This is a genomic window from Acidithiobacillus sp. TH-A67 (genome assembly GCF_057473545.1).
Map to the genome: position 1 here is coordinate 46,050 of NZ_JBYCKU010000068.1, position 20,922 is coordinate 66,971.

General features: G+C 59.4%; 23 protein-coding genes and 1 pseudogene. 19 read left to right on the top strand and 5 right to left on the bottom strand.

What is annotated here, in order from left to right; all coding sequences use genetic code 11:
• Together AC2VNM_RS11030 and recN are read left to right on the top strand one after the other, a co-directional pair.
• Entirely contained in the window at nt 1-876 is an 876-nt protein-coding gene (locus tag AC2VNM_RS11030) for an NAD(+)/NADH kinase (protein WP_483167263.1), read from the top strand.
• Nucleotides 876-2,573, top strand: coding sequence for a DNA repair protein RecN (recN, locus tag AC2VNM_RS11035; protein WP_486913315.1), 1,698 nt, complete (start codon nt 876-878; stop codon nt 2,571-2,573). The genes AC2VNM_RS11030 and recN overlap by 1 nt, the downstream gene beginning before the upstream one ends.
• Here the strand turns inward: recN and AC2VNM_RS11040 are convergent.
• Nucleotides 2,541-3,050, bottom strand: a complete 510-nt coding sequence (locus tag AC2VNM_RS11040) for a hypothetical protein (protein WP_483166898.1) — start codon at nt 3,048-3,050, stop codon at nt 2,541-2,543. The genes recN and AC2VNM_RS11040 overlap by 33 nt on opposite strands.
• Nucleotides 3,051-3,214: 164 nt before the next feature.
• Between AC2VNM_RS11040 and AC2VNM_RS11045 the strand changes: the two genes are divergently transcribed.
• From AC2VNM_RS11045 to AC2VNM_RS11075, 7 genes are all read left to right on the top strand, one after another.
• Nucleotides 3,215-4,690: a sensor histidine kinase gene (locus tag AC2VNM_RS11045; RefSeq protein WP_483166897.1), complete on the top strand. Its 1,476-nt coding sequence runs from the start codon at nt 3,215-3,217 to the stop codon at nt 4,688-4,690.
• Nucleotides 4,683-5,189: a hypothetical protein gene (locus tag AC2VNM_RS11050; protein ID WP_483166896.1), complete on the top strand. Its 507-nt coding sequence runs from the start codon at nt 4,683-4,685 to the stop codon at nt 5,187-5,189. Before AC2VNM_RS11045 ends, AC2VNM_RS11050 begins: the two co-directional genes overlap by 8 nt.
• Complete coding sequence (locus tag AC2VNM_RS11055) at nt 5,186-6,589, top strand: sigma-54-dependent transcriptional regulator (RefSeq protein WP_486913316.1); 1,404 nt, start codon at nt 5,186-5,188, stop codon at nt 6,587-6,589. Before AC2VNM_RS11050 ends, AC2VNM_RS11055 begins: the two co-directional genes overlap by 4 nt.
• Before the next feature lie 72 nt (nt 6,590-6,661).
• Nucleotides 6,662-7,327: a DUF502 domain-containing protein gene (locus AC2VNM_RS11060; RefSeq protein WP_483166894.1), complete on the top strand. Its 666-nt coding sequence runs from the start codon at nt 6,662-6,664 to the stop codon at nt 7,325-7,327.
• 24 nt (nt 7,328-7,351) lie between these two features.
• Nucleotides 7,352-8,239: a UTP--glucose-1-phosphate uridylyltransferase GalU gene (gene galU / locus AC2VNM_RS11065; protein ID WP_483166893.1), complete on the top strand. Its 888-nt coding sequence runs from the start codon at nt 7,352-7,354 to the stop codon at nt 8,237-8,239.
• A gap of 88 nt (nt 8,240-8,327) precedes the next feature.
• Nucleotides 8,328-8,657 (top strand): DUF3579 domain-containing protein, encoded by a 330-nt coding sequence (locus AC2VNM_RS11070; RefSeq protein ID WP_483166892.1) that lies wholly within the window; start codon nt 8,328-8,330, stop codon nt 8,655-8,657.
• Nucleotides 8,657-9,166 (top strand): hypothetical protein, encoded by a 510-nt coding sequence (locus tag AC2VNM_RS11075; protein WP_483166891.1) that lies wholly within the window; start codon nt 8,657-8,659, stop codon nt 9,164-9,166. Before AC2VNM_RS11070 ends, AC2VNM_RS11075 begins: the two co-directional genes overlap by 1 nt.
• A 3-nt stretch (nt 9,167-9,169) precedes the next feature.
• On the opposite strand, the gene AC2VNM_RS11080 is transcribed toward AC2VNM_RS11075, so the two are convergent.
• Entirely contained in the window at nt 9,170-9,745 is a 576-nt protein-coding gene (locus tag AC2VNM_RS11080; RefSeq protein WP_486913318.1) for a 3-deoxy-D-manno-octulosonic acid transferase, read from the bottom strand.
• 128 nt (nt 9,746-9,873) lie between these two features.
• On the opposite strand from AC2VNM_RS11080, the gene glgA reads away from it, so the two are divergent.
• The 6 genes from glgA (at nt 9,874) to AC2VNM_RS11110 (ending at nt 15,917) form a co-directional block, all read left to right on the top strand.
• On the top strand, nt 9,874-11,313 hold the full coding sequence (gene glgA / locus AC2VNM_RS11085; protein WP_483166889.1) for a glycogen synthase GlgA: 1,440 nt from the start codon (nt 9,874-9,876) through the stop codon (nt 11,311-11,313).
• Nucleotides 11,314-11,342: 29 nt separating this feature from the next.
• Nucleotides 11,343-12,734, top strand: coding sequence for an MBL fold metallo-hydrolase (locus tag AC2VNM_RS11090; protein WP_483166888.1), 1,392 nt, complete (start codon nt 11,343-11,345; stop codon nt 12,732-12,734).
• Between the two features lie 75 nt (nt 12,735-12,809).
• Nucleotides 12,810-13,232, top strand: a complete 423-nt coding sequence (locus AC2VNM_RS11095) for a hypothetical protein (RefSeq protein ID WP_483166887.1) — start codon at nt 12,810-12,812, stop codon at nt 13,230-13,232.
• A 31-nt stretch (nt 13,233-13,263) separates the two neighbouring features.
• Entirely contained in the window at nt 13,264-13,899 is a 636-nt protein-coding gene (gene nth / locus AC2VNM_RS11100) for an endonuclease III (RefSeq protein ID WP_483166886.1), read from the top strand.
• Nucleotides 13,892-14,944: a hypothetical protein gene (locus tag AC2VNM_RS11105; protein WP_486913319.1), complete on the top strand. Its 1,053-nt coding sequence runs from the start codon at nt 13,892-13,894 to the stop codon at nt 14,942-14,944. The genes nth and AC2VNM_RS11105 overlap by 8 nt, the downstream gene beginning before the upstream one ends.
• A gap of 55 nt (nt 14,945-14,999) precedes the next feature.
• Nucleotides 15,000-15,917: a L,D-transpeptidase family protein gene (locus AC2VNM_RS11110; protein WP_486913321.1), complete on the top strand. Its 918-nt coding sequence runs from the start codon at nt 15,000-15,002 to the stop codon at nt 15,915-15,917.
• A gap of 51 nt (nt 15,918-15,968) precedes the next feature.
• Here the strand turns inward: AC2VNM_RS11110 and AC2VNM_RS11115 are convergent, their stop codons facing one another.
• Entirely contained in the window at nt 15,969-16,274 is a 306-nt protein-coding gene (locus AC2VNM_RS11115; protein WP_215871334.1) for an Lpp/OprI family alanine-zipper lipoprotein, read from the bottom strand.
• Nucleotides 16,275-16,779: 505 nt separating this feature from the next.
• Here AC2VNM_RS11115 and AC2VNM_RS11120 point away from each other — a divergent pair.
• Nucleotides 16,780-17,025, top strand: a complete 246-nt coding sequence (locus AC2VNM_RS11120; RefSeq protein ID WP_483166883.1) for a YgaP family membrane protein — start codon at nt 16,780-16,782, stop codon at nt 17,023-17,025.
• On the opposite strand, the gene AC2VNM_RS11125 is transcribed toward AC2VNM_RS11120, so the two are convergent.
• On the bottom strand, nt 16,981-19,251 hold the full coding sequence (locus AC2VNM_RS11125; protein WP_486913323.1) for a TonB-dependent receptor: 2,271 nt from the start codon (nt 19,249-19,251) through the stop codon (nt 16,981-16,983). The two genes, AC2VNM_RS11120 and AC2VNM_RS11125, sit on opposite strands and share 45 nt — an antisense overlap.
• 128 nt (nt 19,252-19,379) lie before the next feature.
• Here AC2VNM_RS11125 and AC2VNM_RS11130 point away from each other — a divergent pair, with 128 nt between their 5' ends.
• The 3 genes and pseudogenes from AC2VNM_RS11130 to AC2VNM_RS11140 all read left to right on the top strand — a co-directional run bounded on the left by AC2VNM_RS11130 (nt 19,380) and on the right by AC2VNM_RS11140 (nt 20,662).
• Nucleotides 19,380-19,517, top strand: a complete 138-nt coding sequence (locus AC2VNM_RS11130) for a peptidylprolyl isomerase (RefSeq protein WP_486913324.1) — start codon at nt 19,380-19,382, stop codon at nt 19,515-19,517.
• Nucleotides 19,449-19,879 (top strand): annotated as a pseudogene (locus AC2VNM_RS11135) (peptidylprolyl isomerase); the annotation flags it as partial. The gene AC2VNM_RS11130 and the pseudogene AC2VNM_RS11135, both read left to right, overlap by 69 nt.
• Nucleotides 19,880-19,882: 3 nt before the next feature.
• Nucleotides 19,883-20,662 carry a UDP-2,3-diacylglucosamine diphosphatase gene (locus AC2VNM_RS11140; protein ID WP_486913325.1) on the top strand — a complete coding sequence of 260 codons (780 nt, stop codon included), beginning with the start codon at nt 19,883-19,885 and terminating at the stop codon, nt 20,660-20,662.
• Between the two features lie 93 nt (nt 20,663-20,755).
• Here AC2VNM_RS11140 and AC2VNM_RS11145 read toward each other — a convergent pair.
• On the bottom strand, nt 20,756-20,922 hold a 167-nt coding region (locus tag AC2VNM_RS11145), incomplete at its 5' end, for a helix-turn-helix domain-containing protein (RefSeq protein WP_486913237.1).

Below are 20,922 nucleotides of genomic sequence, written 5' to 3' on the forward strand. Positions count from 1 at the left end.
ATGTCAGTCTTCTCGCGGATCTTTGTGCTGGGTAAATACCGCGACAGTGGGGCCCTCCCTGCTCTCATCCAGCTCACTTCGGCTTTACAGGCCTGGGGCTGCGATCTGCGCATCGATGCCCGCTATCGGGACCAGTTTCCCGGCCTGCTGCCTTTTTCCTCCCTGCACGAGGCGGAGCCCGGCGATCTGGTCGTCGCGCTGGGGGGCGATGGCACCCTCCTCGGCAGCGCCCGCGAGCTGGCCGGTCGCAATGTTCCTGTCTTGGGCATCAATACCGGGCGCCTGGGTTTTCTTGCCGACATTTCCCTTGCCGACATCGACGAGACTCTACCGCCGATCCTCGCCGGTAACTATGTCGAGGATCGGCGCAGCGTCCTGCACGCCGAGCTCTGGCGCGAAGGGATCCCGATCTCTTCCGGGCTCGCCCTGAACGAGGTCTTTGTCCACAAAGGCTGCGGCGAAAGCATGATCGAGCTTGGTGTGCAATTGGACAGCCGGCAGCTCTATACCGAACGCGCCGATGGCCTGATTCTCTCCACCCCCACCGGCTCCACTGCCTACGCCCTTTCGGCTGGTGGCCCCATTTTCACCCCCGAGCTGCGCGCCCTACTACTCGTGCCGATCTGCCCACACACGTTGAGCACCCGCCCCATCGTTTTGCCCGATCATTTGCCCCTGCGCTTCAAACTGACGGCAGCGCGCTTCCCGGCCGCCCTCAGCCTCGACAGCCACAGTTCTTTTCCCATGGTCATCGGTGACGAAGTCCATGTGCGTCGCGCCGACTGCGAGGCCCTGTTCATTCATCCACAGGAGCAGGACTTTTTTGCTATCCTGCGCCGCAAACTTCATTGGGCCGAACCCCCTGGCGAGGACTGATGCTACTTGATCTGCAGATCCGCAATTTTGCCCTGATTCGCAGTCTCGACATCGAATTTGAGCGGGGCCTGACGGTGCTGACCGGCGAGACGGGTGCCGGAAAATCGATCCTGATCGACGCCATTGCCTTGCTACTGGGCGACAAGGGCAGCCCGCAAATGGTACGGCACGGTGCCGAGCAAGCAGAAATCATCGGCAGTTTTTCCGCCAATCGCGCCAGCGCGGCCTGGCTGGAGGAGCAAGAACTTGCGGCGGAAGATGATACCATCATCCTACGGCGTGTCCTGCCCGTTCAGGGGCGCAGCCGTCTGTTTCTCAATGGCCGCGCGATCAGCAGCCAACAAGCCCGCGATCTCGGGTCGTTTCTGCTTGATATCCTGGGGCAGCATGCACATCTCCAGCTGCTCAAACCCGAGCGTCAACTGGCCTTGCTCGATCGTTTTGCCAATAGTGACGCGCTGCGTGCCGCGGTTGCCGTGTCCTGGCAGCAGTGGCGCGCGGCGCGACAGGAATGGGACCGGCTCGCCCAGAATCAGGCGCAGGATGCCGCCCAGCGCGAGTGGCGACAGTTCTTGTACCAGGAGCTGCAGCAGGCGCGGCTCCGGCCTAGCGAATGGGAAGAGCTGCAGGAGGAAGAGCAACGCCTCACGGCGGTCGAGCAGATTCGTGCCGGCATCGATCTCGCGCTGCATGCTCTGGACGAAGAAGGTGGTGCCCTGTTGCGTCTGGCAGATGCGCAGCGAGGGCTGAATCAGGCTGCACACAAGGATCCACGCCTGGAAGACTCGCTACAGCTGCTCGACGCGGCGATGATTCAGGCGAACGAAGTCGTTGAAGGGCTGCGAGGCTATCTGCATCACCTGGAGGCGGAACCCGAGCGACTGGATGAGATTGCGCGCCGCCTGCAGGAGCTGCAGGACCTGCAGCGCAAGCATCACTGCGATATGGCGGGTCTTTTTGCCCTGCGGGAACAATTGGCGGCGGAATTTGCCGCCGAGGACAGCGGCAGAGATCCGCTTGCCCATGCGGCAGAGACCCTGGAGAAATGTCGCCGAAGCTACCTGCAGCAGGCGGAAGCCCTCAGTGCCAACCGGCAGGAGGCAGCGCCCCGGCTTGCCTTGGCCTTGCAAGAGCAAGTCCGCTCTCTGGGTATGCAGCATGCCGTGGTGGAACTTCGCCTGGACGCCCAAACAGCGGAAAAGTCCTGGACAAACGCCGGCATGGATCGGGTGGAATTCTGGATATCCGTAAACCCTGGCCACCCGGCTCAACCGCTCGCCCAGGTCGCCTCTGGAGGCGAGCTGGCCCGCATCAGTCTTGCTCTGCAGGTGCTACTCAAGCTCGAAGAGGTGGAGACCCTGATCTTTGATGAAGTCGACGTGGGCGTTGGTGGGGCAGTCGCCGAGCGCATCGGCAGGTTATTGCGCCAATTGGGTGCAAGCCATCAGGTCCTCTGCGTCACCCACCTGCCCCAGGTAGCGGCGCACGGGCACCAGCACCTCCATGTGGAAAAGTCCGTTGCCGACGGGCAGACCGAAAGTCGTTTGCGCCGACTGCAAAGCGCCGAGCGAGGCGATGAAATCGCCCGCATGTTGGGTGGTAGCGAGATCGATGCCAGCCTGCAGACCGCGGCGCAGAAGCTCCTGCAGGATGCCGCACGCAGCTCAGGCAGCCCGCAAGGCACGCAGCGCGGCTAGATCAACCACCTTCTCTGCCGTTGCTGGAAACGCCCACAGGCGACGCCGCAGTGCGCCTTGTCGCGTGAGGATCTTGCGTCCCAGATCATCTCCGCACCAGCGTCCGCGCTCATCGCGTACGGCTCCCAAAAACAGCCAGTCAGCCAGCGCAAAGGCCCAATGCTCATTACCCATGGGCAAAATATTGAGCAGATGACCGGAGAAGCGCCACGGCGTCAGCGCCGTAAGGTCATACCCCGGACCCAAACTTTCTGCATCGGGCAGCAGGCACTGCAGACGCTCCCGCGCCGCACTCAGGGCGGCGTCCGGCCGCGTTTGCAACAGCCACACACGGCGCGGCTCAGGCAGATATTCCAGGACCCGGTCGAGATCCTCTTCCAGGGTGTCGCTCTGAAAGTCGAGCAGCAATAGGTCTTCTTCGCTAACGACGGCGTAGCGGTTGGCAAAACCGGTTTTCTCCAAACAGAAAAGGCGCATAGAAGATCTCCTGAGACGAATTAGAATATGCAGTTATACTAATGCAATGCCCATGCCAATATCATGGAGAGGGAAAATCAACAGATTGGCGATGTGCTGACGGCGTCTGCCGTAGTCAAAAGACTACAGTGGCGGAAAGCCCGCGAATGGGTAGACTGTCAAACATGCAGAAGTTACGAGCATCCAGGGTTGCCGGTCCGTCTCAACCTCATTTGTCGTCCACCGACACAGGGTCTGCTCCGCCGCGCGCGTCCCTGCTGCGACGGGTACTGGGCTTTGCCCTGGCTACCGTCATCACTGTGACTGCCATCAGCGCCCTCGCCCTGCGCGCCGTGCAGACCCTCCAGGATAGCAGCGACACCCTGCTTCGGGTTGCCATTCCGCTACAGCGTGACGCGTTGCGTATCAGCGCCCTGCAGCAACAGGCGGAATTCTACGAACGCTTGGCAGCAGTTTTACCGCAGCAGGGCTACCGCGAGACCAGCGCCCAACTGCTACAACAGGAGCAAGATCAGCTGGCAGAGCTGTTGCCAAAATTGGCAGCATACCCGCAAATCGCAGCAGATTTACATGGCTTGCAAACGCAATTGCAGGCATTCAGCCAGGCTGATGCCAATCAGCTACATGCCGCGCAGGTACTGCTCGATGCGCGTCTGAAAAAACTGAGTAGCGACCTGCAACAACTTTTTCAGCAGGAAGCGGATCGGGCGGCCAGAGCTCGTCAGCATGCCACCTGGCTCATTTTGGCTTTGGTCCTTCTGAGTGCATTGCTGGCCATTTTGGTGAGCTGGCGGGTACAGGTCAGCCTCTCCCGTCCATTACACGGGATTCTCGCCGCCCTGGAAGACATGGCGGCGGGCAGAAGTGCGTTGGTTGCCGAGGCTGGCCCACCTGAGTTACGCGCCGTCGCGAAGAGCATTTCCCTGATGCAGGAGCGTCTGGCAGAAGAAGAAAAATTGCGCCATCTCTTTCTCAGCCAGATTTCTCACGAGCTGAAGACCCCTCTGGCATCGGCTCGCTCGGGAGCAGAGCTGCTCCTGAGCGAACGTTTTGGTGCACTGGATGCGCGGCAACGGGAAATTCTCGAGATCATCAACCGGCAGGTGCACGAACTCTTCCTCGCCATTCAGGAAATGCTGGATTTACATGCCCTGCGCGCCCGCAGTCTCGATTACCATCTGGAGCCTGTCGAACCGGCCTCGTTGCTGCGGGAACTGGAACTGCGTTTTCGTAGCCTGCTCGAACAAAAGGGGCAAAAGCTACAATGCAGCGTCCAGACATCCAGAAGGGTTCGCGCTGACCCACAGCGTCTGCTACAGATTCTGAGCAATCTGGTGACCAACGCCCACAAATATGCCCCAGCAGAGAGCCGCATCGAGATTGCGGTTGCGGAAGGCGCGCAGGGCGTAGACTTTTGCGTGCGCGATTACGGCAAGGGAATCCCCGAAGCATTGCTGGAGAAGGTATTCGAGGAATTTTTTCAGGTACAGGAGAAAGGGGTATTGAGCAAAGGGACGGGTCTGGGGCTGGCCATCACCCGAGAGCTGGTGGAAGCGCAGGGTGGCAAGATATCCTTACGCAACGCACGCCCCGGACTCCTCGCGGAATTCTGGTTACCTTATGGAGATGCTCATGCCTAAGTCCCGACTGCTCCTGTTGTCTCTGGGTCTGTCTCTCCTGTTGAGCGCTTGCGCCCAGCGCCTGCCGCCACCGACCTTTCCGAGCCCTCCCCTGACGAGCAACAGCGAACGCGGTCTCCTCAGCGCACTCGCTCATTGTGGTGCCGCCGATTCCCTCGCTTGTGCCCAGATTCACCTAGCGTTGGCGCAGCATTACCTGCGCCAGCAACCACTCAGCCGCACGAGCGTAGCGGCGGCCCATTCGGAGCTGCATATGGCCGCACAAAATCCGGAGTTGGAACAACAAGTCGACGGTTGGCGTAGATTGACTGCCTCTTGGTTGCAGCTTGCCGCGCGCCCGGAAAGCTCGGGCAAATGCGCGGCCGAGAACAGCTCTGCGCTAAACGTCCAAATTGCGCGACTGAGCGCCGAAAACGCCGAGCAAAAGGCCAAACTCGCGCAACTCAATTCATTGTTACAGGCAGAGGCCCAGAAGAGTCTGGAGAAGAGAGCAAAATGAGGAATGAGCCCGAACCAGCAACCATTTACGTAGTCGATGACGATCCCGATTTCCTGCGGGTTCTGGGTTTGTGGCTGGAAAGTGAGGGGCATCAGGTCGTCACTTTTGACCATCCAGCGGATCTGCAGAAGCAACTGGATAAAAGGCTGCCGGATTTATTGATCAGCGACCTGCGCATGCCGGAAATCGACGGCATGGAACTCCTCGAGTGGGTGCAGGAATGCGAGCCGGATCTGCCCGTCCTCCTTCTCACCGCCCATGGCAGCATTCCCAATGCCGTCGCTGCCATGCGCGGCAATGCCTTTGCCTATCTAGCCAAACCGTTTCGCTACGAAGAATTGCAAGAACAGATGCAGGCGGCCCTGGAGCAATGGCAAGACAAACAGGAAAGTCGTCGTTTGCGTGCCGCCATCCGCCAGCAGGCCAACCAGTCCCTGCTGTACCGCAGCCGGGCCATGCAGGAGCTGATGGACGATGTAACCCGGGTCGCCGGCACCCAGGCGAGCGTGTTTTTGTCGGGCGAAAGCGGCGCCGGCAAGGAACGGGTTGCCCGCGCGATCCATAGCGCCAGCCCGCGGCGTACTGGGCCATTTTTGGCGATCAACTGCGGTGCCATTCCGGCCGATGTCGCCGAGAGCGAGCTATTTGGCCATGTAAAGGGATCCTTTACCGGGGCCACAGCCGACCACCCCGGACTGATTCGCAGCGCGCATGGCGGCACCCTCTTCCTCGATGAGGTGGCCGATCTTCCTCTTCCTTTGCAGGTCAAGCTGCTGCGGGTATTGCAGGAGGGTCGGGTGCGGCCCGTCGGTGGACGCGAGGAGTTCCCGGTAGATATCCGCGTCATCAGTGCCACGCACCAGGATATTCACGCACTTCTGAGTGCTGGTCGCTTTCGTGAGGACCTCTATTATCGACTGCATGTGATTCCCCTGCGGGTTCCGAGCCTTGCCGAGCGCCCCGAGGATATCCTGCTGCTGGCGCAGCACTTTCTCGACCGCGAAGCCTCTCGTCTACACCGGGAAATTCAGGGTTTTGCTTCCGAAGCGGTCGATAAACTTCTGCAACGGGCCTGGCCGGGCAATGTGCGTGAACTGGAAAACGTCGTGACCCAAGCCGTCGCCTTGAGCAACGAGAACTGGATTCCGGCCAGCGCCATACCCAACTCGGGCCGGGGGACGAGTACCCCCGCATTTGCCCAATTGCAGGAAGCCAAGGCCGAGTTCGAGCGCGACTATCTGCAACGGCTGCTGCGCAGCACGGATGGCAACATCTCGCGCGCCGCCCGTATTGCCGGGCGGCATCGCACGGACCTGTACAAATTAATGCGCAAACATCAGTTGCGGACAGAAGACTTCAAAGACGATGGGGAAACGGAGTTCTGCCCCACGCTGCGCTGATGATCTTCCCCTGCAGTAGCGCGTATACTTTACCCACATCGACTTACGGACTTACGGGATCTGCGAAACGTCATGTTGCCAATGCCAAACCCCAGGGTAACCATCCAGCGGCGCTGGCATCCACGCCGCTGGTTTATCCAAGGCCTACTGATCTCCCTGCCAATTGGCCTGACCATCTATGTCGTCCTGATGGTTGGAAGCTGGGTCGACAGTATCTTTGCCGCCCCGATCCATGCCATCTTTGGTACCGATATCCCGGGCCTGGGTATTGTTCTGACGCTACTCTGCATTTTTGCGGTGGGCTTTCTGGCATCACACGTCCTCACCGCCTGGATTTTCGAGCGTCTCAACGCCGTGCTCGAGCGAATCCCGGTCTTGCACAGCATCTACAGCACCATCCAGGAAACCGTGGAATTGCTCTTTGGCGGCAAAGAGAAAGGCTTTCGCAGCGCCGTTTTGCTACGCCAAGGTGGCGACCTGGGCTATGTCGTAGGACTGATTACCCGGGATCATCTCACCGAGTTACCGACTGTCGCCGACGAGGACTGTGTCGCCGTATTCATTCCCATGAGCTACGGTGTGGGCGGCTTTACCTGTGTGGTGCCACGTAGCAAGATCATCCCGCTACCCGATCTCAGCCCGCAGCAAGCGCTGCGCTTTGCCATGGCCGGTGGCCTCGGTAGTGGCCGGGCAGTGCGCGATAAACCGCTGCGAGCGGATCATACGGAACAGCGATAATTTTATAGCCCCAATGGAGTGAATATGGATCGTGTGCGCAAAGCAGTCTTTCCCGTAGCCGGCCTCGGTACCCGATTTTTGCCGGCGACCAAGGCCAGCCCGAAAGAGATGCTGCCGATAGTCGACAAGCCCCTTATTCAATACGCTGTCGAGGAGGCGATCGCGGCCGGTTGTGATCAGATGATTTTCATCACCGGACGCGGCAAGCGGGCGATCGCCGACCACTTTGACGTATCCTACGAACTCGAGGCCGAACTCGAAAAAAAGGGAAAGAACGCCCTGCTGGAGCAGGTTCGCGCCATTGTTCCCAGCAACGTCAGCGTCATTCACCTGCGCCAACCCTACCCCCTGGGGCTGGGTCATGCGGTTTCCATGGCGCGCCCGGTGGTGGGCGACGAGCCCTTTGCCGTCCTTCTGGCCGATGACCTGATGCTGGCCGACGAGCCAGTACTGGCGCAAATGGTGGACCAATATCATCGCTACCAGGCGGGGATTCTGGGCGTCGAGGAGATTCCCTACGAGCACAGCGTCCGTTATGGTGTCGTCGAGGCGCGCGCCTGGGACGAGCAGATCTACCAAGTCAGCCGCATCGTGGAAAAGCCCAAGCCCGAGGAAGCGCCATCCAATCTGGGGGTAGTGGGGCGCTACATCCTCCCGGCGCGAATCTTCCATTTTCTGGAGAATGTCAGTACCGGCGCTGGCGGCGAGATCCAACTCACCGATGCCATCGCCAAACTGCTGCGCGAGCGTCAGGTTCTAGCTTATCGCTTTCAGGGACACCGCTTCGACTGTGGCGATAAATTGGGTTATCTGCAGGCCACCATCAATTTTGCGCTACGCCATCCCGAGGTCGGCTCTGCCTTCAATCGCTATCTGCAGGAACAATGCCAAAGCATGAGCACAGCGGATTGACTCACGCTGCACCGGTCACGCTCACCGCCTTTTCCGCTCTGGCGCCTCTTGGGTTATGCTATGGCGCGCTGAAGAGAAAGGGGGCGTCATGATCATCATTGAGGGTGTCACTGACAAAGGCGGCAAGTTCCGCCCCTCGGCCTGGGCAGAGATGCTCATCGAGGGGGTAGGACTGGCCCACTTTGGTAGCGACCACAAGATCCACTACCTGCCGATGATCGAACCGGCTACCATCAACGGCAATGCGGCGATCATCATGGATGAGGCGTTGGAGCAATTACGCCCCGAAGCGTACAAGGAAATACTGCATTTCGCCAAGGAAAATCACCTGATGATCCATTATGAGATCGGCACTCTGGCCGAGCGGCGCGCCGCCCAGAAAACGGCCAAGCAAGCTGATTCCCGGCGCTCTTCCTGATGACACCAAGCCCGGCTTCGCGGCGCCGTTTTGCCATCCTCCTGTTTTCCGTCATTGGGCTGTATGGGCTCTTTGCGGCAGTCCTCAGCTGGCAGGTCATCCAGGCGCAAGGCAGCGTCCGCAACAACCTCAGCATCGCCCTGAATTCCATTGATTTTCTGCATCAGCATCAAATGGATCTGGAAAACGATCCAGCCATCCGCAGCGAGCTCCAGTCGGCATGGGCAAAGCACCGCGCGCTCTGGGTAGGGAGCAGTGCGCAGCGCTGGGCTCTGGCCCTTCTTAGCGAGTGGAACCAGGCGGCAGTGGCCCCCGCCTGCGGCGCAAAGGCACCAGCCTTTGTGCTGGGTAAGGCACCCGAAAACCGGCAGGCGCGAGCCTGTCATGTCTACATGGCCATTGTCGACGGTCGCATTCAGGTGACGGGCTACGACACCCAAGGTGCAGCTATGGATAATTTTTACGAATCACTCTACCCGTTTCACATAGACGGTAACCCGACTCGCTAACAGCTACAGGCTGCGTCCCTGCGCCTGCCACCAGGCCTTTGCCTTGTCAGCAGCCTCTTTCGCGCTGGCCGGGTCTTTGAGCCAGTCCCGTGCCTGCTCGGCAATCTCTTCGCTACTGGCTGCATAGCGTGCACCGCCGGCCTCCAGCAGGCCCCGCCGCTCGGCGGTATCCGCCATCTTCGGTCCGAAGAGGATGGGGCAGCCGGCGCGGATCGGGCTTTCCAGGTCTACAGGCCCACCACTCAGCGTACCGCCCGGCACACAAAAATCGGCACAGGCATAGAAGGCATCACGCACGGCGATGGTCTCCACGAAGTAGACGCGCGTCTTGATCGGCACATAGCTGGTGAACAGACGGCTATGGCGAATGGTTTGCAAGTGGTACTTGAGGGCATCGCGGTAGACGGGTTCGAAGCGCTCTTCGCGATCTGGGGCAAGGATCATGATCCCCATCTGCACCCGCATCATCGCCAGAAAGCTGCTGTACGCCTCTGGCTCCTCGTCGTTGTGGGTGTTAGGGAAATAGACCACGCAACGATTTCGGTCGCGAAATTCCTTGAAGCGCTCACAGACTTCCATTTCCTTCTTCTCCGCTTTCGAGTATCAGCCTTCGGCATACTACGGCAGGCCGGAAGAACTTTCAAAATTGGCGCAGATATCGGGTAGTGGTATTTTCATCACAGATTTTGCCGGTTGAGGAGTGCAGTGTGCGCGTTCTTTTTCTCGCCTCAGAAATGGCCCCCTACGCAAAAACCGGGGGGCTCGGCGACGTCATCGGTGCCCTTCCCGGACAACTGCGAGCGGAAGGAATCGAGACCTGGGTCTTGCAACCGTACTATGGCAAACCGGAATTGCAATATCTCCATTATCTGGGCAGCTTCACTCCGCCGTATACCGGCCGCCAGGGAGAGCTCTGGTGCTTACCCGCCGAGCCACACACCCTCTTCCTGCGCGAACCCGGTTTCTACGAGCGTGGCGGAATCTACCAGGATCCCTTTGGCCAGGACTGGCCGGACAACGCCCAGCGCTACGCCTATCTCAACCGGATGGGGGTGGAACTGGCCCAAGGGCGGATTCCCTTCCTGCCCGGACGAATGGATCTGTTGCACGCCCATGACTGGCAGGCAGGACTGGCGCCCTATCTCCTCGACCTGGAAGGTCGTATCGGCGCGCCACGCCCCGCCACCCTGCTCAGCATTCACAACCTGGCCTACCAGGGGCGCTTTTCACCGGAGCTACTCGCGTTTCTGCATCTGCCCGTTGCAGATTTTCATCCCAGCGGTACTGAGCTGTATGGCAGTTTTTCCTTCCTGAAGGCCGGGCTGGTCTATGCCGACGCCCTCAGCACCGTTAGTCCGCGCTATGCCCAGGAAATCCAGACCGAAGCCTTCGGTATGGGGCTGGACGGGCTCTTGCGGACGCGTCACGCCGATCTGACTGGTATCCTCAATGGGATCGACGACACGCGTTGGAACCCGCGCGGCGATCCCTATCTGGTCGCCCATTACGACGAACATGATCTCGCGGGCAAGGCGCGCTGTAAAAGTGCTCTGCAAAGCTTGCTCGGACTATATCCCGATCCCGACGTGTTGGTATTGGGGCTGATCAGCCGATTCGTCGAACAGAAGGGGATCGATCTCGTTCTGCAACTGGCTCCAGAATTACTGCGCGAACGCATCCAGCTAATACTGCTGGGCACTGGTGAGGCGAACTACCAGGATCAGGCGCGGCAGCTTGCGCATTTGCATCCTGGGCAAATGGCAGTGCATATTGGTTTTGATGAGAGTCTTGCCCACCGCATCGAGGCAGGCATCGATGCCTTTCTCATGCCCTCGCGTTTCGAGCCCTGTGGTCTGAACCAGATGTTCAGCCTGCGCTACGGCAGCCCACCCATCGTCCATGCAACAGGAGGACTCGCTGATACCGTGGTCGATGTCGATCAGAATGTACGAGCTGGGAACGGCTTTGCCTTCGCGCCCGCCGCGATTGATGGCCTGCGCGATGCCATCCACCGCGCCCTGCGCCACTTTCAGCACCGCGAACACTGGCAGGAACTGCAACGCCGCGGCATGCAGGGCGACTATGGCTGGCAACGGGCGGCGCGGGAATATATAGCGCTTTACAGAAAACTGCTACTCGGCGCATGATCAGAGCACACGACAACGGAGAACTGATCATGGAAATTTCCTTTCATGGAGCGGCGGGCGGTGTCACCGGTTCCTGTCACCATCTGCGGATTGGTGAGCGCCAGATCCTGGTGGATTGCGGGATTTTTCAGGGGGAAGGAGACATTGCCAAGGAAAATGCCGCCGATTTCGGTTTCTCGCCCAAGGACATCGATTATCTCTTGCTGACCCATGCGCACCTGGACCACTGCGGGCGCATTCCTTTGCTCGTCAAACGTGGCTTTCGTGGCGAAATTCTCTGTACTACGGCCACGCGTGACCTGGCGCGTCTGGTGATGCTCGACTCCGCTGGGCTCGCCGCCGAGGAGGCGAAACGGGCCAATCGACACGCCTCGCGACATGGTGACGAGCTGCAGGAGCCCCTCTATGAAGTGCAGGATGTACTGGACGCCATGGACCACTTCGGCCGTCTGGCGAAATATGACGAGCCCATCGACTTGTGTCCGGACATTACCGTACGTTTTGGCGATGCCGGCCACATCCTCGGCTCGGCGTGGGTGCATATCGAGGCCGTGGAAGGCGGCAAACGCCAACGTTTTGTCTTTTCCGGTGACCTTGGCAATGCGGGCAAACCCATCATTCGCAGCCCGAGCCCGGCGCCCGAGGTAGATATCCTGGTGATGGAATGCACCTATGGCGATCGCTTACACAAGGCTATGCAGCCCTCCATCGGCGAGCTTCGTGACGCCATCCTCGATACTCTAGAGCGCGGCGGTAACGCCATCATTCCTACCTTCGCCCTCGAACGTGCCCAGGACCTGCTCTATTTTCTGCGCGAGATGATCGAGGCTGGCGAACTGCCCAAACAACTACCCGTATTTCTCGACTCGCCCATGGCCATCTCCGCTACCGAAATCTTTCGTCGCCATCCCGAATGTTTCAATACCACGACCGGGAAGATCTTTCAGAGCGGTGTCGATCCCTTCGCGCTGCCCAATCTGCACTTCACCCGGGAGACGGCGGAATCGATGCAGATCAACCAGATCAAGGGTGGAGCGGTAATCATGGCGGGCTCCGGCATGGCGAGTGGTGGCCGCGTTACCCATCACCTCAAACACAATCTCTGGCGCGCCGACAGCAGTGTCATCTTTGTTGGCTATGCGGCACAGGGGACCTTGGCCCGACGGATCATCGATGGCGCCAAGACCGTGCGGATCTTCGGCGAGGAAATCCTGGTACGCGCCAAAGTGCATACGATTGGCGGCTTCTCTGCCCATGCCGACCACGACGAACTCCTGCAGTGGTATGGGGCCGAGCAACGCCCGGCAAATACCTTTCTAGTGCATGGCGAAGACAACGGCCGCGAGGGGATCGCTAAGGTATTGCGCGAGCGCAATCTGCGCTACCACTGCCCGGTCATTGGAGATCATTATTCCCTCTAAAAAATCCCTGACTATCCGCAAAAGCGGTAACCGTTCTATAATCACTCAGTTTTTCCGCACATAGGAGCACAGTCCATGGCAGGTCACTTTCCGTTCTCTGGCAAAGCCAACCGCGTTTCTGTCTATGCCTTTTTTGAAGCACACGATTGGAGTCTGGAAGCGCAGGAGAAATATTTTGAACATTGGTACGAGTGGGCCAAGAATTACGTCCTCAACGACGCCGATCTGAAAGCCAGCAAAGGCGTTCTTTTCACCGGGGAACATTTCCACTTCGGGACGCATGCCGACCATGATTTTCATCTGCATGGCTACGCCATTGCGACCCGTTTGCTCGACCTAGGCGAGTTCATCAAGGGCGCCATCTTCCCCAAGATGGACCACGACGCCCTGCACGCGCTGGAGCAGAAGCACCACGAGTGGGTCAAGGAAGCGGACGCCGTCAGTGCCGAGCATCCTCGTCCAGAAGCACCGGAAATCGGTCGTTACCGCCACGTCTGACAATCTGCGTCCCGCGCCAGCGGGATTCGTGATGGACCCGAAAACCATAGCAAAGTGTTTTGCCGCCCTGCGGGCGGCAATTCCAGAGCCGCGCACGGAGCTGCACTACTCTTCCCCGTTTCAACTCCTGGTTGCTGTAGTTTTGTCGGCGCAGAGTACCGACAAGGCGGTCAATCTCTGCACTGCCAGTCTCTTCGCCGCTGCGCCCGATGCGCAGGGGTTGTGGGATTTGGGCGAAGAAAAAATTCGAGAATACATACGGCACCTCGGACTCTTCAACACCAAGGCACGGAATGTTCACGCCTTGGCCGGAATCATCCTACGCCAATATCAAGGAGAGGTTCCGCGCGACCGTAAGGCGTTGGAGTCTTTGCCCGGCGTTGGACGAAAAACCGCCAATGTCGTTCTCAACACGGTCTTTGCGGAACCCACCATTGCCGTCGACACGCATATTTTTCGGGTGGCCAATCGCACCGGCATTGCCCCAGGCAAAACCCCGCGTGCCGTTGAAGACCGCTTGATGCAGGTAGTGCCCAGAGAATTTCTGCTTGATGCCCATCACCTGCTGATCCTGCACGGCCGCTACACCTGTACTGCACGCAAGCCGCGCTGCGGCGTCTGCGCCTTGCACGACTGCTGCGTCTGGCCCAACAAAAATCTTGGCTGAGAGGGTCGTCTCTTCCGGGTTTGCGACGGGTAGCAAAGGGGCAGAGGCCCTGCTCGATGATGCCGTCGCCATGGCTCTCGCGAAGCTTGCGGGGCCGGTCAGCGGGGCCCTCATTGCCTTCAGCCCGAGCCATCTGCCGCAACCACGCGCGGCCTTGCAGCGTCTTGCAAGACGTCTCTCCTGTCTGCAAATTCGCGCCGCTTCCTTCCCCGGAGTCATTAGTGACCACGGCAGCGCACTGGGACAGGCGGCCTGTGCGGTATTGCTGTTCTCTTCCCCACTTGGACTCGGTGCACACGGTGCCAACACGCTGCTCTGGGCTAGCCCACAAGACTTGGATGCGGGAGAATTGCCCGCAGAAGAAAGCGCGTCGATGGGAGTGGTCACCAGCAAACTTTCCTGGTTCTGGCAATATCCTCAGCGCCGGCATCTACTGCGCACGGCATTGTTGGGTCCATTGCAACATCAGCAGGAGATCTCTTCCGGCATCAGCCCGCTGACAACTCTCTTCCCATATTTTCGGCAAGAGGGTGCGTTACTCTTGCAGCTGGAACGATATTCAGCTTTGCCTCTCCTTGCGCGCAGCATCCCCTTTGCCTTGCGAGAAGCACGCAGGCTGCCCCTCGACCAACTGCTGGTAGCTGAACGCGATGCGCAATCACGCATTCGCTACCTGCACATTGTCGCAACCGACAGCAATCGCAGCGGCCTGTGGCTGGAGCGCCCCCTGCGGGCGAACAGTCAGGTCTTTCTTGCCTGGCGTAATCCGGATGCGGCCCTACGGGACACCCGGGTAATTCTGGAGGCAGTCAAGCCGCGCGGGGTGCCGAACTTCGCCTGGCTCAGCTACTCCTCTTCCCGCGCGATGGTTTTTTCCTTACAAGCGAAAAACGAGCTGAGCTTATGGCATGAGCATTTCCCCAACTGTCCCATGCTGGGTGCTTTTGCCCACGCTGAGCTCATGACCGGCGGGAGTGGACCAGAGCTCCAGCGCTTCAGTCTGGTCATGGATCTCTTTTATCGGCAGGGCACCTGGAATACTTGACCACCCCAAGCAGTCTGGCAGACTCAGGCGGTTTCCATTGCTTCAGGTTTCTCCAATGCGTTTGGCCGCTGTTCTCCTACTCTCGTTTTTCTGTGGTATCGGCACCGCCTCTGCGACTACCTATCCCTTGCCGCAGGGCAATAACAATGTGGTGGGAGAAATCCGCTATCTCAGCGCACGTCATGAAGATACCTTGGTCGATATCGCCCGACAACAGGACATTGGTTACGATGCCCTGCGTGCCGCCAACCCAGGCGTCGATCCTTGGCTGCCTAAGGCGGGAACGCAGATCCTGCTTCCCAGCGAATACATCCTGCCCGCAACACCGCGCCGGGGCATCGTCATCAACCTGCCAGCCATGCGCCTGTTCTACTACCCGCCGCACGGCAATACCGTAGACACCTTCCCCATTGGCATTGGTCGGGAGGGTTGGAACACTCCCACTGGCACGACAACGATTACCGCCAAAATCCGCGATCCAAGCTGGACACCTCCGGCCAGCATTCGCGCCGAACACGCAAAAAACGGCGATCCTTTACCCGCCGTTGTCGGCCCGGGCCCTGACAATCCGTTGGGACAATTTGCGTTGCGTCTTGGCTGGAAAGGATACCTGCTCCATGGTACCAACAAGCCCTATGGGGTGGGGATGCGGGTCAGTCATGGTTGTATTCGCCTGATGCCGAACGACATCGAGGCGTTGTTTGCGCAGGTCGCGCCGGGCACGGTCGTGCAGGTCGTTGACCAGCCTTGGCTTTGGGGGAAGCGCGACGGTTCTTATTTTTTGCAGGTGTTCCCACCCTTACACGAAAACCCGGATACGCGCGAACAAGAACAGGCTTTCCGTCGATGGCTACAGGAACAAATTCCGACGGGGATGCAGATATCTTGGGTGAAGGCGCTGCAGGTTTTTCGCGAAGCAGATGGAGTGCCAACACTCATAGCGGTTCGTGACCCGACAACCGATACAGACTGAACAAAAAGCCCCGCCGAAGCGGGGCCTCTCAGTTTACCGAACCGGTAAAACTTACTTCATCATCGCCTTCTTGAACATCCGCTCAACCTTCTCGTTGGCCTCTTCAGCCTTCTGGTTGGCAGCATTGGCCGTGCTCATCGCCTGGTCAGCGGTGCTCTGCGCAGCATTGGCCTTGCTCAGAGCGTCATTGGCGGTGTTCTGCGCCGCATTGGCCTTAGCGAGCGCCTCGTTGGCGGTAGACTGCGCAGCGTCAGCCTTGGAAGCAACCTTGGCGAGGTCGGAGTTGGTGGCACAGCCAGCCAGACCCAAAGGCAGGATCAGGGCTGCAACTTTCAACGTGGTGGTCAGCTTGCTCATAACGGTCTCCTCATTTCGGGTGGAATAACGAGCAAAAAAATCAAGCACAAACACCGGCATCCGAGCTATCACCGCGCGCATCTCCATGCAGACCGCGGCGCCCACTTGTCATACCGTGCCGACATTCTATTGCAGATACACCACAAGACTCAATAGATTGTGACCAAGCCAGGCAAATCATCTAACAAACGTAGTCTTTCTGTTCCTGGACTCGTCCCGATCTTCGTGCGCCAGGAAGGCAGCTCATCAGCCGTGGCAGCGGCAAGCTCTCAAGAATAAAACATCACGACTATCATGCTTCCCTTGAGGAGATATTTGATAAACGTCTCGCGAAGAAGGCTAAAAAATATCACAAGTCTCTGGTCTTGATGTGGAGCCTCAAGGACCTTGTCTCTTACGGCAAAATCTGCACTACCGCCAGAAGCAGTAGCACAGCCGAATCATTGCATCCCGCTGAAGAAAGGCCTACAGTAAAGACCTTGGCATCCGATTTGGAGGAATCGCCATGGGGATCCGACCGAACATGCTGCCCATAGAGCGCTGGCTGCGCCTGTATTTTGGCGCCATCCTTGTCGCCATCTACTTCATGAATCCCTTTCCCTATAAGGAATGGACCTTCTCCGGCCTGCTCCTGATTGCTACTGCGGCGACCGGTTACTGCCCGGTCTATGGATTTCTCCGGCGCCGGAAAAAGGCGGACGCGGCCTCAGTGATAGCGCCAGGTGAAGGTCAAAGCGAGGGTACGCGCTGACAGAGGGTAAAAGTTTGCCCCAGTATCTACTGTCAAGCCACCGGTGTTGACGAAGCCGATGGCTCGGCGGTCAAAGAGATTGTAGAGCCAGATATCCAGGTCCAGTTCCTGCCGGTTCCAACGCCAGCGGTAGCCGGCGTTGAGATCCGCCAGAAAGTAGGCGGAAATGGGTTCTGTGTGCAGGCTGTCGGCCCAGCGTTGTCCTAGATAGCGTCCGACCACACTAGCACGCCAAGCGTCATCTTCATACCGCAGCAGAAGATTGCCAGTCCACAGGGGCGTATCCGGGGTCTGCAAGCCGGAAACCACGAGGGTCTGGCCGCCCAGCGACTGGAAATCGCGACTGAACACGCTGCGGATGTAGTTGCCGTTGCCAGCAATCTGCCAGTGCGGTGCCATGCGCAACTCGGCGCTGATGCTGGCTCCGAAGCTGCGGCCATCGCCCACATTTTGCGGATAGACCAATTGCGACAGCGGATCGAATACGGCCACCGACTTGTTGCGAAAGGTACCGTAATACCCCAGAAGTTCGAGAAAGCCAGAGTCGTTGGCCCAGCGCAGTGCCAAATCCCCCTGGTCCGCGCGCTGCAGGCGCTGGGCGTGCCATAAAGACTGAATCGACAGACCCGCCTTTTGAAACGCGGCCACATTGGCCTGATAGGCAGGCCAGAGGTCATAGCCGGGGGAGGCCACATTGCTACCGGCGCTGGCGCGCAAGAGCCAATGCTCACTGAGCAGCCAACGGAAACCCAAGTAGGGCAGAAAAGCGCCCAGGGTGTGGCCGGTCACGGAGAGCGCAGTAACGGGCTGTGCCTGCGCCAATGCCTGGTTGAGAGAGTCGGTGCTGATCTCGGCTGTGGCATAGGCCTGCAAACCCGGCAGTCGATCCCAGAGATACCGCCCGCCCATCGTCAGCGCCAGGGCACCGGACTGCCAGGATTGTTCGGCAAAGAGACTGTCATAGCGCTCCGCGCGAGTGGGGGCACTGAGCAGGGACCAGCGCAAAAACTGCAGGCCGCCGCCAACGATCGGCACATACAGGGCGCTGTTGGTGGCCGGATGTGGCGCGATCTTTTCATCATGCCAATACCCCGCCTGCCAGCGCCAAGGCCCGAGACGTTTCTCCCATTGCAGGCGCAGCCCCCAGCGCCAAGAATCGATGTCGGTGCGCTGGATGAGCGGCTGCGTTCCCTGTACCAGGCCGCGCTGGTACCAGCCCGTTTCTTTCATACCGTAGGGCTCCAATTGCACCGCACCAAGGCGCCCGAGACTCTGCTGCCAAAGCAACAGCAGGGCATCGTCGCGAAAATATTGGCGGTTGTAGCCCTGGTACCAAGCGGCCTCAGCGGATCGGGGATCAGACGCTGGCGTGGCGTTGTAACCCAAGTCGCTGAATCGGGCCAAGTCCTGGGACTGGGCAAAGGCCAGAGGGCGGTAATTGTCGCTACGGTAGTCGTCATACACATAAAAGAGGCGCAGACGGCCACTGGCGTAGGGCTGCTGCCAGGCGAGCGCCACGTTGCCGCGCCCTGCGGGAGCGAGGCCGCTGCCACGCCAGGTATCGGCACGGGTGAAAGAACCAGAGAGGAAGAGACTGGAGCCACCCGGCAGGAGACCGCTATCCCAACGCAGAAAACTCCGGGAAAACCAGTCGCTGCCGACGCTTTGCCGCAGCAACCACGAGCTCTGCGCCTGCGGCCAGAGCAGCTCGCTGTCCACCACCCCAGCGATCGTACCCGGTGCCGAGAGAAAGGGCGGCACCGCACCGGCATAGAGGGTCACGCTGCGCACATCCTCCTGGTCTACCAGCCATTGTCCGGGCCCGGAAAAGCCGGCAATGAAAGGCGCGCCGGCGAGCAGATCACCGGCACCATGCTGAGCGGTCTCACCGCGCACGCGCAGGCCCTTGTTGGCACTTTGCACATTGGCAAGGTTGAGGGCATCCGGCGCGTTATAAGAAACGCCGGGCAGAAACCCCAGCGCTGCATCAGGATTCGCCCCGCCGGGACCAGCCAGCACCTCGATCTGTTGCTGCCGCAGACGAAAGGCACTGGCATTATGCCCCGGCGGATTTTCTCCCAAGGCCGGTGCCAGCGCCGCCGCCATCCCAGTGCTTTGCACCGTGCCGAGATCCTCTGCCAGCACGCTGTCACTAACAGCAGCTGATACTGCCCATAGCGCCGCAAAGCCTGCCTGCGCGCGCAGACGCCGCGAAGTCTTCTTCATCTTGCTCCCGCCATATTTGCAACTTTGTTGCAAATACTAATGAAGAGTCAGAATTCGGGCAAGAGGCTCGACAAGCGGCGGCGAGGCCCCTACTCTGGGCAAAATTTTCTCACAGACAGGAGTCCATCATGGAACAAGTCGTACTGCACACCAATCACGGCGACATTCAGATCGAACTGGATGACGCCAAGGCCCCAAAGACCGTCGCCAACTTCTTGAATATGTCGACGAAGGTTTCTTTGATGGGACCATCTTCCATCGCGTGATCCCAGGTTTCATGATTCAGGGCGGCGGTTTCACCGAGAAAATGCAGCAGAAAAATACCCACGATGCGATCAAGAACGAGGCGGAAAATGGCCTGAAAAATGAGCGCGGCACTTTGGCCATGGCACGCACCAACGATCCGCACTCGGCCACGGCGCAGTTCTTCATCAACCTCGTGGACAACGATTTTCTCAACTTCCGTTCCGCTTCCGGCAGCGGCTGGGGCTATGCCGTCTTCGGCAAGGTCACTTCCGGGATGGAAGTGGTCGACGCCATTGCCAAGGTAGCCACCGGCAACCACGGGATGCACCAGGATGTCCCCAAGGAAGCCGTGGTGATCGAAAAGGCCGAACGTATCGCCTGATCTGTGCACCCGGCGCCAGCCGCCCTCGCGCAGCGGCAGGGAGACCTCCTCTGCCTCTCCGACCTGCATCTCGGCCCACAGCGACCGGAGCTGACCGAGCTCTTTCTGCGCTTTTGCCGGGAGATTCCGGCAGGTGTCAGCGATCTCTGCATTCTGGGCGATCTCTTCGACTTCTGGGTGCACCGCGCGCAAGCGCTGGAAGAATCGCAGAACCGCGTGCTGCGGGCCCTGCAAATCGTGCAGGAAAGCGGCATCCGCGTCTGGGTGATGACCGGCAATCGGGACTTTGCCCTGGCGCCCTCGCTTCTGGCGGAGTTCGGGATTACGGCGTTACCCGATCCGACCCTGCTGCCCGGCGGGATCGTCCTGACCCATGGAGATCTGCTCTGTACCCAGGACCATCGCTACCTGCGCTTTCGTCGGATCATCCGCAACCCCCTCCTGCTCGGTCTCTTGCGCATCCTCCCCTATGCCGTCCTGCTGGGAATTGGCCGTCGATTACGACGCCGCAGCCAAAAGGAGCTGCAAAAAAAGACCATCACCATGATGCAGACAACGGATCGTGGCATCGCCATGGCGATCCGGGGCGAGGGCATCTTTGCCAGTCCTTCTGCGCCCTATCGCATCCTTATCCACGGTCATACACATCAAGCCATCGACGAGGATCTTCCAGCTCTCCACGCGCATCGCTTTGTGCTCAGCGACTGGAACACTACGGGGGCCACCCTGCTGCGCTGCTCGCCAACAGGCGAGTGTTCGCTTTGGCCCTACCCTTCGCGCTGAACGCCAAAATCCATACGCAACTTCCAGCCCGCGAGACCTCCCAGCGGACGGGTTCTGCAACGGCAGCGATTCAGAGGAACGTAGTACCTACGCTCACGCCAGACTGATAGCCAACAACTTCTTGCGATCCAGAATCACGATATGCTGCCCCTGCATATCGATAGCATGGGCATCTTTCAGGCGGCGGAGGACGCGCGAGAAGGTTTCTGGCGTCAATCCCAGACGCGCCGCGATGCTGACCTTCTTCGCAGGAAGGGAAA

What these genes read in the sequence shown, in the direction of transcription:
- AC2VNM_RS11030 (WP_483167263.1), top strand. Translation starts at nt 1, where the DNA reads ATGTCAGTCTTCTCGCGGATCTTTGTGCTGGGTAAATACCGCGACAGT.
- recN (WP_486913315.1), top strand. Translation starts at nt 876, where the DNA reads ATGCTACTTGATCTGCAGATCCGCAATTTTGCCCTGATTCGCAGTCTC.
- AC2VNM_RS11040 (WP_483166898.1), bottom strand. Translation starts at nt 3,050, where the DNA reads ATGCGCCTTTTCTGTTTGGAGAAAACCGGTTTTGCCAACCGCTACGCC.
- AC2VNM_RS11045 (WP_483166897.1), top strand. Translation starts at nt 3,215, where the DNA reads ATGCAGAAGTTACGAGCATCCAGGGTTGCCGGTCCGTCTCAACCTCAT.
- AC2VNM_RS11050 (WP_483166896.1), top strand. Translation starts at nt 4,683, where the DNA reads ATGCCTAAGTCCCGACTGCTCCTGTTGTCTCTGGGTCTGTCTCTCCTG.
- AC2VNM_RS11055 (WP_486913316.1), top strand. Translation starts at nt 5,186, where the DNA reads ATGAGGAATGAGCCCGAACCAGCAACCATTTACGTAGTCGATGACGAT.
- AC2VNM_RS11060 (WP_483166894.1), top strand. Translation starts at nt 6,662, where the DNA reads ATGTTGCCAATGCCAAACCCCAGGGTAACCATCCAGCGGCGCTGGCAT.
- galU (WP_483166893.1), top strand. Translation starts at nt 7,352, where the DNA reads ATGGATCGTGTGCGCAAAGCAGTCTTTCCCGTAGCCGGCCTCGGTACC.
- AC2VNM_RS11070 (WP_483166892.1), top strand. Translation starts at nt 8,328, where the DNA reads ATGATCATCATTGAGGGTGTCACTGACAAAGGCGGCAAGTTCCGCCCC.
- AC2VNM_RS11075 (WP_483166891.1), top strand. Translation starts at nt 8,657, where the DNA reads ATGACACCAAGCCCGGCTTCGCGGCGCCGTTTTGCCATCCTCCTGTTT.
- AC2VNM_RS11080 (WP_486913318.1), bottom strand. Translation starts at nt 9,745, where the DNA reads ATGGAAGTCTGTGAGCGCTTCAAGGAATTTCGCGACCGAAATCGTTGC.
- AC2VNM_RS11090 (WP_483166888.1), top strand. Translation starts at nt 11,343, where the DNA reads ATGGAAATTTCCTTTCATGGAGCGGCGGGCGGTGTCACCGGTTCCTGT.
- AC2VNM_RS11095 (WP_483166887.1), top strand. Translation starts at nt 12,810, where the DNA reads ATGGCAGGTCACTTTCCGTTCTCTGGCAAAGCCAACCGCGTTTCTGTC.
- nth (WP_483166886.1), top strand. Translation starts at nt 13,264, where the DNA reads ATGGACCCGAAAACCATAGCAAAGTGTTTTGCCGCCCTGCGGGCGGCA.
- AC2VNM_RS11110 (WP_486913321.1), top strand. Translation starts at nt 15,000, where the DNA reads ATGCGTTTGGCCGCTGTTCTCCTACTCTCGTTTTTCTGTGGTATCGGC.
- AC2VNM_RS11115 (WP_215871334.1), bottom strand. Translation starts at nt 16,274, where the DNA reads ATGAGCAAGCTGACCACCACGTTGAAAGTTGCAGCCCTGATCCTGCCT.
- AC2VNM_RS11120 (WP_483166883.1), top strand. Translation starts at nt 16,780, where the DNA reads ATGGGGATCCGACCGAACATGCTGCCCATAGAGCGCTGGCTGCGCCTG.
- AC2VNM_RS11125 (WP_486913323.1), bottom strand. Translation starts at nt 19,251, where the DNA reads ATGAAGAAGACTTCGCGGCGTCTGCGCGCGCAGGCAGGCTTTGCGGCG.
- AC2VNM_RS11130 (WP_486913324.1), top strand. Translation starts at nt 19,380, where the DNA reads ATGGAACAAGTCGTACTGCACACCAATCACGGCGACATTCAGATCGAA.